The 15,529-nt window shown below is 33.7% G+C and carries 12 protein-coding genes; all 12 read left to right on the top strand.

Going from position 1 to position 15,529, the window contains the following annotated elements; all coding sequences use genetic code 11:
* The first annotated feature begins 305 nt into the window (after positions 1-305).
* Genes BM383_RS07960 through BM383_RS08015 form a run of 12 tightly spaced genes read left to right on the top strand, consistent with a single transcriptional unit; the run spans position 306 to position 15,528 of the window.
* Positions 306-1,766, top strand: a complete 1,461-nt coding sequence (locus BM383_RS07960) for an MBOAT family O-acyltransferase (protein WP_093024594.1) — start codon at positions 306-308, stop codon at positions 1,764-1,766.
* A gap of 6 nt (positions 1,767-1,772) precedes the next feature.
* Positions 1,773-2,819: a hypothetical protein gene (locus BM383_RS07965; RefSeq protein ID WP_143106370.1), complete on the top strand. Its 1,047-nt coding sequence runs from the start codon at positions 1,773-1,775 to the stop codon at positions 2,817-2,819.
* A 9-nt stretch (positions 2,820-2,828) separates the two neighbouring features.
* Positions 2,829-3,203, top strand: a complete 375-nt coding sequence (locus BM383_RS07970; RefSeq protein WP_093024596.1) for a response regulator transcription factor — start codon at positions 2,829-2,831, stop codon at positions 3,201-3,203.
* Between the two features lie 12 nt (positions 3,204-3,215).
* A complete protein-coding gene (locus BM383_RS07975; protein ID WP_093024597.1) occupies positions 3,216-4,412 on the top strand; it encodes a sugar transferase in 1,197 nt (398 codons plus the stop codon).
* A complete protein-coding gene (locus BM383_RS07980; RefSeq protein WP_093024598.1) occupies positions 4,409-5,206 on the top strand; it encodes a TolC family protein in 798 nt (265 codons plus the stop codon). Before BM383_RS07975 ends, BM383_RS07980 begins: the two co-directional genes overlap by 4 nt.
* Positions 5,203-7,443 (top strand): GumC family protein, encoded by a 2,241-nt coding sequence (locus BM383_RS07985; protein ID WP_093024599.1) that lies wholly within the window; start codon positions 5,203-5,205, stop codon positions 7,441-7,443. Before BM383_RS07980 ends, BM383_RS07985 begins: the two co-directional genes overlap by 4 nt.
* Positions 7,443-8,789, top strand: coding sequence for an oligosaccharide flippase family protein (locus BM383_RS07990; RefSeq protein ID WP_093024600.1), 1,347 nt, complete (start codon positions 7,443-7,445; stop codon positions 8,787-8,789). The genes BM383_RS07985 and BM383_RS07990 overlap by 1 nt, the downstream gene beginning before the upstream one ends.
* Positions 8,786-10,255, top strand: coding sequence for an O-antigen ligase family protein (locus BM383_RS07995; RefSeq protein WP_093024601.1), 1,470 nt, complete (start codon positions 8,786-8,788; stop codon positions 10,253-10,255). Before BM383_RS07990 ends, BM383_RS07995 begins: the two co-directional genes overlap by 4 nt.
* An 18-nt stretch (positions 10,256-10,273) precedes the next feature.
* On the top strand, positions 10,274-11,176 hold the full coding sequence (locus BM383_RS08000; RefSeq protein ID WP_093024602.1) for a glycosyltransferase family 2 protein: 903 nt from the start codon (positions 10,274-10,276) through the stop codon (positions 11,174-11,176).
* A 16-nt stretch (positions 11,177-11,192) separates the two neighbouring features.
* On the top strand, positions 11,193-13,130 hold the full coding sequence (locus BM383_RS08005; protein WP_093024603.1) for an LruC domain-containing protein: 1,938 nt from the start codon (positions 11,193-11,195) through the stop codon (positions 13,128-13,130).
* A gap of 21 nt (positions 13,131-13,151) precedes the next feature.
* A complete protein-coding gene (locus tag BM383_RS08010; RefSeq protein ID WP_093024604.1) occupies positions 13,152-14,357 on the top strand; it encodes a glycosyltransferase family 2 protein in 1,206 nt (401 codons plus the stop codon).
* A 16-nt stretch (positions 14,358-14,373) separates the two neighbouring features.
* Positions 14,374-15,528: a glycosyltransferase family 4 protein gene (locus tag BM383_RS08015; RefSeq protein ID WP_093024605.1), complete on the top strand. Its 1,155-nt coding sequence runs from the start codon at positions 14,374-14,376 to the stop codon at positions 15,526-15,528.
* Position 15,529: the final 1 nt, after the last annotated feature.

Here is a 15,529-nt window from a genome sequence, read left to right on the forward strand (position 1 = left end):
AAGCTTTTTGATTGAAGGTGTTTCCTAAGCTAACATTCTTAATGATTATGTAAGAATATAATTTGTATTTTTTTCTTAACTTCGGAAAGAATATTTTTCAATTTAAAAATTGAACGTCGTTAGCAACTTTCCATTCATCGATAGAAAGATGCCGTTAAACGGGAAATAAAAATGTACACCTATTATATAATATAGTTTTACCGTTAGAAATTAAGCAGGATATAACAATGGTTTTCATAGGATTATGAAAACTGATCATGAAGTAAACATTTAATAGAAGTCTCAAATCTTAAAAATCTTACTAAATGTTATTTAATTCAATAGAATTTACCATTTTTCTTCCTACAGTTTTTTTGCTGTATTGGTTTGTGTTGAATAAAAGTTTGAAACTACAAAATGCCTTATTGCTAGCGGCAAGCTATGTGTTTTATGGTTGGTGGGATTATAGATTTCTATCGTTAATAGTGTTTAGTACTATTTTAGATTATTCAATAGGTAGAGCGCTTTTAAAAGAAGAAAGACAAAGTATTAGAAAAGTTCTTTTATGGTCTAGTATTGTTGTTAATCTAGGTTTTTTGGGTTTCTTCAAATATTACAACTTCTTTTTAGACAATTTTGTGGCGGCCTTTACTTTCTTCGGAAAAGAAATTTCTACAAGTTCTCTAAATATTATTTTACCAGTAGGTATTAGTTTCTACACATTCCAAACTTTAAGTTATACAATAGACGTTTATAAGCGAAAGTTGACTCCTGAAACTAACTTCATTGCTTTTGCTTCGTTCGTAAGCTTTTTTCCACAATTAGTAGCTGGTCCAATTGAAAGAGCCACCAATTTACTTCCACAATTTTCAAAAACTAGAAGGTTTAGTTATTCGAAAGCCATTGATGGAATGCGACAAATTCTTTGGGGGCTTTTCAAAAAAATTGTAATTGCAGATAATTGTGCTCGTTTGGCCAATCTTATTTTTAACAACTATGAAACTTATAATGGAAGTACCCTAGTTTTAGGAGCCATATTCTTTACTTTTCAAATTTATGGTGACTTTTCAGGATATTCAGATATAGCTATTGGAACTTCGAGGCTTTTTGGTTTTGATCTTAAACGAAATTTTGCTTATCCGTATTTCTCAAGAGATATTGCAGAATTTTGGAGAAGATGGCATATATCACTTAGTACTTGGTTTCGTGACTATTTGTACATACCTCTAGGCGGTAGTCGCGGTGGCTTGACCATGAAATTGCGCAATACTTTTATTATTTTCTTGGTGAGTGGTTTTTGGCATGGTGCCAATTGGACTTTTATTGTTTGGGGAGGGCTTAATGCTATCTATTTTCTTCCGTTATTACTTTCCAACAAGAATAGAAATCATATAGATATTATTGCAAAAGGAAAACTATTTCCAAGCTTTAGGGAATTTATTGCTGTAATTACCACTTTTGGACTCACGGTTTTAGCTTGGATATTTTTTAGAGCTGAAAATGTCACACACGCAATTAATTACATTATTAGCATTTTTAAAGGTGGTCTTTTTGCGCTTCCAAATCTGGATAATTATAACTTACTCCTAGCAGTTTTATCACTCACTTTTATTGCATTCTTTTTAACTATAGAATGGCTTGGACGTGAAAACGAATATGCTATAGAAGGCATTCAAATAAAAACTGGAAATAGACGCATTTTAAGATGGTCTTTCTATACTCTTATCTGGACATTTATTTTCATTTTTTCTGGTAACGAACAAGAATTTATTTATTTCCAATTCTAACTAATTATGAAAGCACTGATACTTAAATTCTTAAAACAAATATCCATCTTCGCTATTATATGGGGCGCTATCATATATGTTGTGTGCTTGCTACTTCCATATCACTATTTTAATGGTGAATATCCTATGTGGAAACACAAAATGGAAATCATTGCTCAAAAAAATAGTTTTAATAATTTAATAATTGGTGATAGTAGAGCTATTGCAGGCATCGATCCTCATATTCTTGGCGATTCTTATTATAACTTAGCTTTAGGAGGAGGAACTCCAATGGAAGGTTTTTATCAGTTAAAAAAATCATTACAAGAAGGAAAAAAAATAGATACACTACTTATATCCTATGCGCCAATTCACTTTGAACAATCTGAAATGTTTTGGGATCGTCAAGTAAAATATAACTTCTATAATTTGAATGAAGTAGAAGAGATTTTCACAAAACTTAATACAAAAAATGAAATCTTCTGGGAATACGATGGATCTAGGTATTACAAAGAGAGTTCTGAGAGTGATTACCTTTGGAAAGCATTTTTTACTCATTACAAATCTCCAATGACACTAAGAGCAGAACTTAGTAAATCATTGTTATTAAGAGGATACAGCAACTACAAAATATATGATGAAATCAAGGCTAGAAAGGGTTCTTACGACTTTGGTAAAAAAGAATTTTCTCATGAACTAAATGTAGAAGCAAAAAGAACCAGTTTCTCACCTAAAAACATTATCTTAAGCAGTTTAAAGGAAACATTTAAGCTAGCAAAGGAAAACCATATTACGGTAATTTATGTATCGTTACCTATGAACAAAAGTTCATATTTGGCACTTAAGGATAAGTATAGAACAGGCGTGCTTGCTATGTACGGTACATTACAAACCGAGTATCCTGAGGTTATTTTTAAAGATAACGGACTACTATATTACGAAGACAAGTTTTTTGGTGACAATTCACATTTGAATAAAAATGGAAGAGAACGATTCTCTTTAGAAACCAAAAAAATATTACAACCCAATTTAACCCCTACCCCAAATTCATTAGCTATTAACTCTTTTAATTAAATCTACATTATGAAAAAAATTCTGGTAATCGATGACAAAGAAACACTTAGTGGCTTGGTAGCCCAGTTTCTAGGAACCAATTTTGATGTAACAACAAAATTGAACGGATATGATGCATTGCAATGGTTACAAGATTCTAACCTACCCGATGTGATTATAACAGATCTTCAAATGCCAAAAATGGATGGATTTGAATTTATTAATAAAGTAAAACAAAGTGGTTTTTTTGCCGAAATTCCCATCATCGTATTAAGCTGTAAAAATAGCAGTAAAGATAGAATTTCATGTTTAAAAGCAGGAGCTTCAGACTATATGGTAAAACCTTTTAATCCAGAAGAATTGCTTATTCGAATAGAAAATTTACTTCAAAAAAACAACGTTTAAAAAACGTAAACTATGATTGCTAGCAACCCCAACTCACTTAAGATACTGTACATTGGTAACGATGAAGAAATAGTACGTGCTTTTAAAAATATAGACCATACTCTGGATCTTATTTGCTGTAAAAGTGGATATGAAGCTTCTTCAGCCATTGAAAACAATCAATTTGACACCATCATATGCGAAAATACTTTACCGGGTCAAAATGGTTTATCTTTTTATATCAATATTGTTAAAAACAAGAATGATATAAAAACGACTTCTTTTATCTTGTTATTATCAGAATCTAGTTTAGAAATTCAAAAACAAGCACACGTTGAAGGAATAGATGATTGCTATACCAAACCAACCAATGTTGATAGAATTATTGATAGAGCTCACTTTTTGAAAGATTTAAAAAAAGCAGAAAATATTGCTGCAAATGAAAACAATAAATCGGTTTATAAACCTCGTTTCTTCAAACGCTCTTTTGATATTGTAGTCGCAAGCATTGCACTTGTTTTTGCTACTCCCCTTTTATTATTAACTGCATTGGCTATTAGATTAGAGTCAAAAGGCAAAGTATATTATATTTCTAAAAGAGTGGGTTCTGGCTTTAAAATTTTTGATTTTTATAAATTAAGATCCATGTATCCTGATGCTGATCAAAGAATGAAAGAGTTTCTTCATTTGAATCAATATGCAGGTACAGATGATACAAATACTACTGAAAACGACAATACAACAGACCTAAAACTTACACACGATAAAGAGAACGATGTGCTACTTATCAGTGACGAAGAAACAATTAGTGAAACACTGTACAACCAATCAAAAATGGAAGAAACTGCCAGTGCTTTTATTAAATTTGATAACGATCCTAGGATTACAAAAGTTGGCCACATCATCAGAAAATTAAGCATTGACGAACTTCCACAATTGATCAATGTAATAAAAGGAGATATGTCTATTGTTGGAAATCGACCACTGCCCGTTTATGAAGCAGAATTATTAACCACAGACGAGTGGACTCAACGATTTAATGGCCCTGCAGGAATCACAGGTTTATGGCAAGTAGAAGCACGTGGTAGAACTTCAAAAATGTCTCCTCAAGAACGTAAAGAACTAGATAACAAATATGTAGAATACGCCAATGGCAAATATGCTTTCTGGAAAGATATGTGGATTATCATGAGGACTTTCAGAGCTGTGTTTCAAAAAGAAAATGTATGAATTATATCTCATTGAAATTTGTAAAACTAATTTGTATAGTTCTTATTTCTTTTACAGCTAATTGCGTATTTGGACAAGAACAAATAACCGATGATTCGGAAGATGTAGATCCGGAACACTTCATTGAAAAAAGTTTAGAAGTGACGGATTTTAGTGTTAGAATTCCAACAATTGATAGTTTAAAAGTACTGGCTGAACAAAATTCTCCATTGCTTAAATACTACGAAATGGATGTAGAGTATGCTGCCGCAAACGTAAGTTTGGCCCGTACCAAATGGATGGATTACATCTATGGTGATGCTGTTTACAACTATGGAATGTTCAATTACCTAAGTGATGAAACCTCATCGGGAGATTTAACTTTGGTTGATCAAAGTTTGATAAATACAGAAACCTCCAGATATACTGTTGGTGTTTCCATGAAAATACCTATTTCGGCATTTTTCAATAGGAAAAAAAATATCCGAGCTGAAAAAGCTTTAGAAGAGCGCGCCAAATATAGAAGAGCCGCTACGGTTAGAGAAATTGAACGTGAACTAATATTAAACTATAACGACCTACTGAAGGCGCACCGTCTTATGTTCATAGCCGGGACTATTGTAGACACCTACAAAATACAGTCACTTCGTGCTAAAACAGATTATGAGAACGGACTTATTTCTTTATCGGAATATACTCGCCTTCAACAGCAAATGAACCAATCTTTTAAAGAATTTGAACGCGAAAGAGCCAACTTTCTACTTGCGTTCATGTATCTCGAAAATACTATTGGGACTAAACTGGAAATTAAATGATGAAATTCAACTTGCTATTTTTCATACGCATTTTAATGCGTCATATTGCTTTGCTAATAGGAGTTCCCATTCTATTGGCTACACTTGTATTTTTCCTTACCAAAAACTTACCAAAAGTTTACGATTCCAAAGCTCGCGTATACACGGGCTTTGCCTCTGGTTCTAGTATTGAATTGGAAAACACTCGTTTGGAAATTAGCAAAACCAATATTGCTTATGAAAACTTACTCAACCTAATCCGGTCCAGAACAACACTAGAAGAAGTTTCATTAAAGTTATTCACACAGCATATGCTGACCGAAAAACCTGAAGAACGTATTATTGGTGTACAAAAACTAAAAGACTTAAGAGAAATCGTTCCGCAAGAAGTAAAAGATCTTGTTGTACCTGGCGATTTTGATGCTACTTACAGTAATTTTTTAACATATAAAGACCAAGGACCTCACAACTTTATATATGAATTATTAAATCTAAATCATCCCGATTATAGTACCGAAAAAATTTTAGCAAAAATAACATTAAGACGTGTTTCCTCAAGTGATTTTGTAGATATAGGTTACCAATCTGAAGATCCTGGAATTTGCCAAAATACACTACTCATTTTAACCAATACATTCATCAAACTCAATCAACAGATGAAGGTGAATCAATCAGATGAAGTGGTGAATTATTTCCTTGGAGAATTAGCCAAAAGTACTAAAAGACTCAAAAAATCTGAAGATGAACTTTTAGTCTTCAATAGAGACAACAAATTGATGAACTACTACGAGCAAACCAAACAAATTGCCGCTCGTAAAGAAATCTTTGAAACGCAATACCAAAAAGTTCAGCAAAGACAATATGGATCCAAAGCTGTATTATCTACTCTTGAAGATAAATTAAGCACCTATGACAGAAGAAGATTGAATAGTGCAAACGTGCTAAGAATAAGAGATTCTTTAAGCACTTTGAATTTTGATATTGCCATGCTTACCAACGAAACTACTTTGGATTCAGTGAAGCGTGAAAAAAATCAATTAAAAATCAATCAACTACGAAAGAAAATTAACGGTTTAGAAAACGCTCTTGAAGTAACCATTGATACTGTTTTTACTATTGACCATACAACAGATGGTGTAGGATCTACCAGCGTGCTACAGGAATGGTTAGAAAATACCATGGAGTATGAAAGCGCTAGTGCAGAATTAAAAGTATTAGATGCTAAACGCGAAGAATTTGATAGAATTTATGCAAGATATGCTCCTCTTGGTGCAACTATGAAGCGTTTGGAACGTAAAATAAATATTGCTGAACAAGAATACTTGAGCCTTTTACATGATCTTGGTTTAGCAAAACTAAAACAACAAAATGCTGAACTTCAAACAAATATAAAAATAACGGAAATTCCATTTTTCCCAATTGAGCCAAACCCAAGCAAACGTATAATTTTTGTTATTGTAGCCGGTTTAATGGGCTTTATTTTGGTAACATTTACCATTCTTACACTCACTTTATTAGATGGAAATATCAATACTTCAGAACGAGCAGAAGCCAAAATAGCTTTAAAAGTGAGCTCCATATTCCCCGTTATAAGCAGTAAAATGCAAAAAGTAGATTTTGAATATCTGCAAAACAAAGCGGTGGTGGCTATATCAAGAAATATCATATTAAATCAGTTTAAGAAACAAAATGCCAAAAAACCATTGGTAAACATGCTTTTTTCTACTCAGGAAAATGAAGGAAAAACATTTATTTCTAAACAATTGATTTCAAAATTATGTGAGTTAAACTATCGTATCCTTCACATAACTTCTGATGAAGAAAGTTTAGATATTTCAACAAATCCTGAAAACTATACACAAATTATTTATCCAATTGATGATCATTTATATACAATTGGAAATTATCAAGAATTTGTTCCAAAAGGAATGATTGAAAACTATGAGGTTTTTGATTTTGTCATTCTAGAACTGCCTAGTATTATAAAAAATCCATTTCCTGTAAAATTGGCTGCCAGCATAGATCATTCATTTTTAGTTGTTAGAGCAAATAGATCTTGGTCTGAGGCAGATGCCAATGCGCTATCACTATTTAATGATGCGACTACAGGCCCAGAACCCACTATTATCTTAAATGGAGTAAAAGTGTTGGAAATGGAAACGGTTTTGGGTGAAATTCCAAGAGAGAGATCTCGTTTTAGAAAATGGATGAAAAAACTAGTACAAATGCGTTTTTTTAGTAAATCTACTGTCTTATAATGATAGCTAAACTTTTACATATTATAAAAGAAAAGAACTTTGCTTCACTCATTGCCAACGTTTCCGTTGCGGCTTTGGGCTTGTTATCATTTATGTTACTTGCCAGACAGTTAGACAAAACTTTCTTCGGCGAATGGATTCTTTTTATTACGCTTGCTTCATTTGTAGATCTATTACGATTTGGAATGACGAGTACTTCTACGGTAAGGCTTTTATCGGGTGCTTCAAAAGATAGAGTAAAAGTGCTGCTAGGTTCTAGCTATAAAATCAATCTTATATTGTGGTTGATTATAACAGTAGTTTGCTATCTCCTATTTTTCGTTTTGAGTTATTTTGTGAACGATCTCTCTTCAGGATATATGTTATTTTTAAAATGGTATCCAGTTTTAGCTTTGCTTAATTTAAGCTGGAACAACGCTTGTACTCTTTTCCAAGCTGAACAAAACTTTTTAAGAATGATGCTAGTGAAACTTTCCAACATAGGGTTGTTTTCATTGTTTCTGTTACTGAATTATTTATTTTTCAATCTTGGTTCCAACTACATAATAGCTGCTTTTTTAACTACCAATTTCATTGCAAGCGCTTGGGTAATTCTAAAAAAATGGGACGGACTTAGATTTTTAAAATATCAAGATAAAGCAACTGTAAAAGAGCTCATTAACTTCGGAAAATATTCCATGGGAACATTAGTGGGTAGCAGCCTTCTTAAAAGTGCAGATACTTTTATCATCGGCTTAAGTCCTATCATGGGTTCTGCTGCAATTGCTATGTATGCAATTCCATTAAAATTAACAGACGTTTTAGGAATTCCATTGCGTAGCTTAACCATGACGGCCTATCCAAAAATGTCGAAAAAAATGTTGAATAACGATATAAACGGAGCTCGAAAAACATTCTACGCATACTCGGGTGCCATCACCATTATATTTCTACCAATAGCCCTAGTTTGTTTTCTTTTAGCAAAAGACCTCATCTTGTTTTTGGGTGGTGAAAGCTATGCGGCGTATATAGATGAATTGGTCATAGTTTTTAGAATTTTCACGGCATACACGATTCTACTTCCGGTGGATCGTTTTGCGGGAGTAATGCTAGATAGCGCCAATAAACCACAACTAAATATGATCAAAGTAATCATAATGACTATAGCAAATATAGTTATGAATTGCATTGCGGTATTTTACTTTGAGTCATTGATTTTAGTGGCTGTAGGAACTGTAGTTTTCACTTTAATAGGAATTGGTTTGAGCTTTATATACCTAAAGCGCGAATTGCAAATACATTCCAGATATATCATACCAGAAAGTATTCATTTTTTCAAAAACATCAATTCCTTTTTTCCTAGATGAATCCGTTTGAAAAAACATATGGGCCAGATCTTTTGAAGAAACCAATACCCGTTGCTATTCTAATAAGCATTGCGGTATGTTTCAGCCTGCTAACAGTTTCGAAAGGAATTGTTATAGGAATCATGATGATCATTATGCCAATAGGTTTCGCTTATCTTACTGCGCTCATTATCAATCCGAGAATAGGATTGATCACCATACTCATTTTTAGCTTTTTTGTAATCGGGCTCTCACGTTATTTGACCGCCACATGGGGTCTATTCATCGATGGTCTCCTATTTCTTATGTATTTAAGTCTTTTCTTTAAGGCGTTTAAGAAGAAAATCCCTTGGGATAATGCAAAATCCCAAATTACGTTGTTAGCGACTATTTGGATGGGATACGCATTTCTAGAAGTTGCAAATCCCGAAGTCGTAAGTAGAGCAGCTTGGTTTTACGCAATGCGAGGAATAGCACTCTACCAATGGATGATGATTCCGCTGATTTTCATCTTATTCAATAGACCTAAAGATTTAAAAATCTTTATTATGATCTGGGGCATACTGTCTTTATTAGGAACAATGAAAGGTATGCAACAACTGTTCTTTGGAGTAGACCCATTTGAGCAGCGATGGTTAGATAATGGTGGACACGTAACACACATTTTATTTGGAAAGCTTCGCATATTCAGTTTTTATTCTGATGCAGGACAATTTGGAGCATCACAAGGACATGCAGGCGTAGTATTTGGAGTTTTAGCAATGGCAGTAAAAAAGAACATAAAACTTAAGATTTTCTTCATCATAGTATCTATTGCAGGTATTTATGGAATGATGATCTCTGGAACGCGAGGCGCTATCGCCGTGCCAGCTATGGGCGGAATTATGTTCTTAATTATTAGAAAAAATATTCCAGTATTGATTCTTGGAGCAATTATGGGAATTGGTGTATATGTATTTTTTGCACATACAACTTTGCTAAATAACAACGCGCAAATAAGAAGAATGCGTACTGCTTTTGATCCTAACGATGCTAGCTTACAAGTTCGTTTGGCTAATCAAAGAAAATTATCTGGGTATTTAGCTTCCAGACCATTTGGTGGAGGAATTGGCTCTACAGGAAACTGGGGGCAACGCTTTACTCCACATACATTTTTAGCAAACACGGCTACAGATAGTTGGTATGTAGCTATTTGGGCCGATATGGGAATCGTTGGTTTATACCTACACCTGTTTGTCCTATTTTTTGTTTTGATAACAGGCGCGTATAACGTAATGTTTAGAATTAAAGATCCCTGGCTCAAAGGACAAATAAGCGCATTAACCTGCGGAATGGCAGGAATTATGGCAGCTTCTTACGGAAATGGCGTTTTTGGTCAATTTCCCACAGGAATTTTAATGTACATGGGAATGGCATTTATATTTCTTGCACCAAGATGGGATAAGAAGATACAAGAAGAAAAAGTACAAGAATTACAATTAGCATAAATAAGAAAAATACGAGTGATGAAAACAACTACTCCATTAGTTTCTATTATTACGATTAATTATAACGAATCTGCAGTTACGTTAGATTTATTAGCATCCTTGCGTAATATTTCGTACTCAAATGTAGAAATTATTGTAGTTGATAACGCATCTCCAAATGATAATCCAAAAGTATTAAAAGAGCAGTATCCTGAAATCACTTTAATTGAAAGTACTGAAAATCTTGGTTTTGCAGGAGGCAATAATCTTGGGATTAAAGCAGCAAAAGGAGATTATTACCTTTTCATTAATAACGATACCATTGTTCCAGAAAATTTCATTGAGCCATTGGTAGAAACGTTGTTAAATGATGCATCCATAGGAATGGTAAGTCCTAAAATCAAATTTCACTGGGATGATAGTTTGATTCAATATGCTGGTTATACACCTATGAGTCACTGGACTATTAGAAATCATAGTATTGGCTACCATTCAAAAGATGACGGAACTTTTGATACTCCGGGAGAAACTGAATCTATTCATGGTGCAGCCATGATGGTTCCAAAATCGGTAGTAGAAAAAGTTGGCATGATGACAGAAATTTACTTTTTGTACTATGAAGAGCACGATTGGGCAGCAATGATCAAAAAAGCTGGTTATAAGATTTACTATCAGCCAAAAGCTTTCATTCTACATAAAGAATCAGTCTCAACAGGAAAATTTAGTCCTTTAAAGACATATTATATAGCGAGAAACCGATTGGTTTATGCGCGTAGGAACTTTAAACCGGTTCACTTATTTGTGAGCTTGTTATTTCAATTTTTCATATCCATTCCAAAAAACACCTTGAAATACATACTCAGACGTGAGTATCAACATTTAAAAGCATTTTGGAATGCGATATTCTGGAATTTGACCCATTATCATATCATACATCAATAAACCTATTTATCTAATTATGAAAACATTTTTTAAACCCTTAATCGGTCTTTTGGCCATCACTGCGATGAGCTGTGTAAATGAAAAGGATTTAGATCCAGTAGACGAGGCGACCAAAAACTTAGTACAAGACGGTCCAATGCAAGGAATGAATGTTGCAGATGATTTTAATTATGAAACTTCGAAACAAATTCAATTAGATCTTTCTGTTCCGGATTTTTTAGAAAACGCAACTTTCAAATTGTATAGTAAAATAGAAAATCGTGATAGCGTATATTTAGGTAAAGCCACTTTTAACAATGGTAATTTCACTAAAAATTTGATGGTTAGCAGCGCTATTGACAGTGTTTTAATCTATTCAGATTACGTTGGTTTAACGCAAGACATACGTTTGGGAGTTAATTCGGATGTTCTAAGTTTTGATTATAACGATTTATATCAAGAGCAAGTAGCCGGAGAACCGGTTGAAGATACAGGCTCAGAAGCCCAACGTAATGCAAATTTGACGTTCAGCTACTTGAGCACGTTTGATGGTAATGGCTTGCCTACTACTATGGAAAGTTCAGAAACCATAGATCAACTTTTACTAGATGACATTAATAATTCTTTACCAGAAAATGCAGGAGGAATCCCTACAACACACCCTGAGTTTTTATCAGGTAAAGAAACCGAGATTCTTATTACGCAAACTGCAGATGTATGGCTTACATTTGTGGCAGAAGGAGCAGGATATAGAAATTCACTAGGATTTTATACTTACCCAGCAGGAAATCCTCCTGCCTCTATAGACGATGTAGAATTACACTATGTTGCTTTCCCAAATGCATCCATGCAATACTCCGGTGGAAGTTTAACCCCAGGAAATAGAGTTCACTTGGGCCAATTTCCAGCAAATACAGTTATTAGCTGGTTTTTAGTAGCAAATGGATGGAGTGGTTATGGAGTAAGAACATGGAGCCAAAGATTTTACGCAAATCCTGATTTTAACCCCGAAAGTACCGATGAGAAAAGACAGCACATGGTACTTTTATATGACCAAGCCAGAAATTTAAATATCTTAGGTTTTGAAGATTTGAATAGAGATGGAAGTTCTGATGAAGATTTTAACGATGCAGTGTTTTATGTTAAATCAAATCCTGTAACCGCTATTTCTACCAATAATGTAGCCGTATTAGATGCCGCCAATGATTCTGATGGAGACGGAATTAATGATGCTTTAGATGAATTTCCTTATGATATTAATAAAGCGTTCAACACCTATTATCCATCAGCTCAAAATTCTGGAACTTTGGCTTACGAAGATCTTTGGCCAAGTCAAGGAGATTATGATTTTAATGACTTAGTGGTTGATTATAACTTTAACTTGGTTTCCAATGGTGATAATTTGGTTACACAAATAAATGCAAGCTACACAATTGAACATATAGGAGGAGCTTTCCATAATGGTTTTGCTTTTGTATTACCTATAGATCCTTCTAGTATTTCAGATGTTTCAGGCCAAGTATTAAATGGTGGTTACGAAGTTACGAACGCCAATGGCACTGAATCGGGTACTTTATCAAATGAAACCGTGATTATTGTGTGTGGTAATGCTATTAATGAAACTGGAGAAACCATTACGGTAACGGTTAATTTTAGCACTCCACAAGAACTAGATGCTTTGGGAGAGGTTCCTTTCAATACATTTTTGATTTCTAATGGAGATCGCTCAAGAGAAGTACATTTACCAGACCATTTACCTACAAGCAAAGCTGGTTATTTGAGTACTGAAGATGATTATAGCGATGAAGTTCATGATAGATATTATAAAACTGATAAAAACCTTCCATGGGGATTGAACATCTATTATGATTTCACGCCTCCAACAGAAAAAACTCCAATTACAACAGCCTATCCTAAATTCAAAACTTGGGCAAATTCTGGTGGTGAACAAGAGTTGGAATGGTATAAAGATTAATGATTACCTAAAAATATAGATATGGAGATACTAAAAATTTTAGCTAAGGTCATAGAATATACATTGCTTGTTTATTTTGGATTCGCAAGTGTCTATATTTTTATATTCTCTTTTGCAGCTATTTTTTCAAGATCGAAAAAGGCCTATAAAGAAAGTGTTACAAGAAAATTTGCTGTCCTTATTCCAGGATACAAAGAAGATAGTGTAATTGTTGAAGTGGCTGAAAAGGCACTTCAACAAACCTATTCTAAAAATGATTTTGATGTAGTGGTGATTGCAGATTCTTTTTTACCACAAACATTAGAAAAGCTAAGAGCACTTCCCATAAAACTTGTGGAAGTTTCTTTTGAAAAAAGCACCAAATCCAAAGCGCTAAACAAAGCGATGGAAGTTATAGGTGATGACTACGATGTTGCTCTAATTTTAGATGCCGATAACATTATGGAAAACGATTTTATTACCAAGATCAACAAAGCATTCGATCAAGGTTTTAAAGTGGTTCAAGGTCATCGCGCAGCAAAAAATGTAAATACCAATTTTGCGATTCTAGATGCCATTAGTGAAGAAGTAAATAACTCTATTTTTAGAAAAGGTCACAGAACACTAGGTTTATCATCTGCATTGATTGGTTCTGGAATGGCGTTTGACTATCATTTCTTTAAATCAACAATGGCCAATGTGAATGCCGTAGGCGGATTTGATAAAGAATTAGAACTAAAACTTCTGAAAGAAAAAAATCAAATTGAATATATCCATGACGCTATTGTTCTAGATGAAAAAGTGCAAAAAGCAGAGGTTTTTGAAAATCAACGTAAACGATGGCTTTCAGCTCAATTCGTTTATTTTCGTAGATATATTATGAGTGGATTAAAAGAATTATTTCTTCGTGGCAACATAGACTTTTTTGATAAAGTCTATCAAATGATCACGCCTCCACGTATTTTATTACTTGGAATTGTGAGCTTAATTACAGGGATTTATGTAATGGCCGATATTATTTTTAGTTCCGTATTTTCATATGTTCCACCTGTTCTTTGGTATGGCGTATTTACGCTTACTGTTTTGGCATTTGCTTTAGCTATTCCGAAGAAATTCTATAACAAGGCAACTTTAAAAGCCGTAATCACTTTACCAAAAGCATTTTTTGTCATGTTCTTATCGCTTTTTAAACTGAAAGGAGCCAACAAAAAATTCATTCATACACAACACGGAAAAATAGAAAGCTAACCAAATCACTACCCAAATGACCATTGGAATTGAAGGACAAAGACTTTACCGCAACAAGAAACATGGGATGGACATGGTTGCTTTGGAACTGATTAAAAATCTTCAAAAGATTGATCAGGAAAACCAGTATGTGATTTTTGTAAAAACCGATGAAGATAATTCCTGCATTCCTGCTGCACCAAACTTTAAAATAGTGGAATTGCCTTCAAAGTTTGGATATCCAGGTTGGGAACAAGTTGCTTTACCTAGAGCAGCTGAAAAAGAAGGTTGCGATATACTACATGTTACCAGCAATACTGGGCCATTAAGCTCCAATGTGCCATTGATTACAACGCTTCATGATATTATTTACATGGAAAGCGTAAGTATTTTGAAAAAAGATGGAACTTGGTATCAAAAGCTAGGAAACATGTACCGCCGCTATATTGTTCCTTCAGTGATCAAAAAAAGTAAGCGAGTAATTACCGTTTCAGAATATGAAAAGAAACGTATTCAAGATTTTTTCAAACTAGAAGAAAATCAATTAGTAGCGGTTTATAATGGTGTGGGTGCTCACTTCAAAAAAATTACTGATACCAACAAATTACAACAAATTAAACAACAATATAATCTACCGGATAAGTTCTTTTTTTTCTTAGGAAATACAGATCCAAAGAAGAATACCAAAGGAGTTTTGAAGGCTTTTGCAGATTTCAATAAAATCTATCCAACTCAATATAAAATAGTAATGTTAGATTATGATGAAGCCGTTCTAAGCAAGCTATTGCAAGAGATCAATGCTTCAGAAATTCGTAATTTAATTCACTTAACAGGATATGTTCAAAATACCGATTTACCTGCGATTATTAGTCAGGCAAAAGGTTTTTTATATCCATCCCTAAGAGAAAGTTTTGGTATTCCTATTTTAGAAGGAATGGCTTGTGGTGTTCCAGTGATTACTTCAAACACGGCTTCCATGCCAGAAGTTGCAGGAGACACAGGTGCAGCTTTAATTGTAAATCCTTTTAATTCACAAGAAATTACCAAGGCTATGCAACAAATTGTAGAAGATACAGCTTTGGTGAAAATCCTATCAGAAAAAGGAATAGAAAGAGCAAAGGATTTCTCTTGGAAAAACATGGCCGAAAAGGTTTTGACTATTTATAAAGAAGTCTATCAAGAAATTCAATAAC

Origin of the sequence: Pustulibacterium marinum, from assembly GCF_900116665.1 — a bacterium.
Classification (GTDB): domain Bacteria; phylum Bacteroidota; class Bacteroidia; order Flavobacteriales; family Flavobacteriaceae; genus Pustulibacterium; species Pustulibacterium marinum.